At 35.3% G+C, this 255-nt stretch carries 1 protein-coding gene; it reads left to right on the forward strand.

Going from position 1 to position 255, the window contains the following annotated elements; genetic code table 11:
- Positions 1 to 197: DDE-type integrase/transposase/recombinase (locus TEPIDINF_RS15010; RefSeq protein ID WP_421692410.1), on the forward strand; the 197-nt coding region annotated here is incomplete at its 5' end.
- Positions 198 to 255: the final 58 nt, after the last annotated feature.

The following is a 255-nucleotide window of genomic DNA, read 5'->3' on the forward strand; positions in this document are numbered from 1 at the left end:
TTACGAGCGTAATGGATTTATTTTCACGAAAAATCATAGGTTGGCATGTATCTAATAGCTTATCAACAGAACATGTAATAAAAGCCATTGAGAAAGCAAAAGCAAGCCGAAAGCTAAGTCAACCAGTGATTATTCATAGTGATCGAGGAAGCCAATATGTATCTAAAAGCTATATTGAAGCTACACCAGCAGCATAATTCATACATAGCTATTCAAATAAAGGTAACCCATGGGACAATGCATGTATTGAATCGT

The organism is Tepidibacillus infernus, from assembly GCF_048898065.1.
Classification (GTDB): Bacteria; Bacillota; Bacilli; order Tepidibacillales; family Tepidibacillaceae; genus Tepidibacillus_B; species Tepidibacillus_B infernus.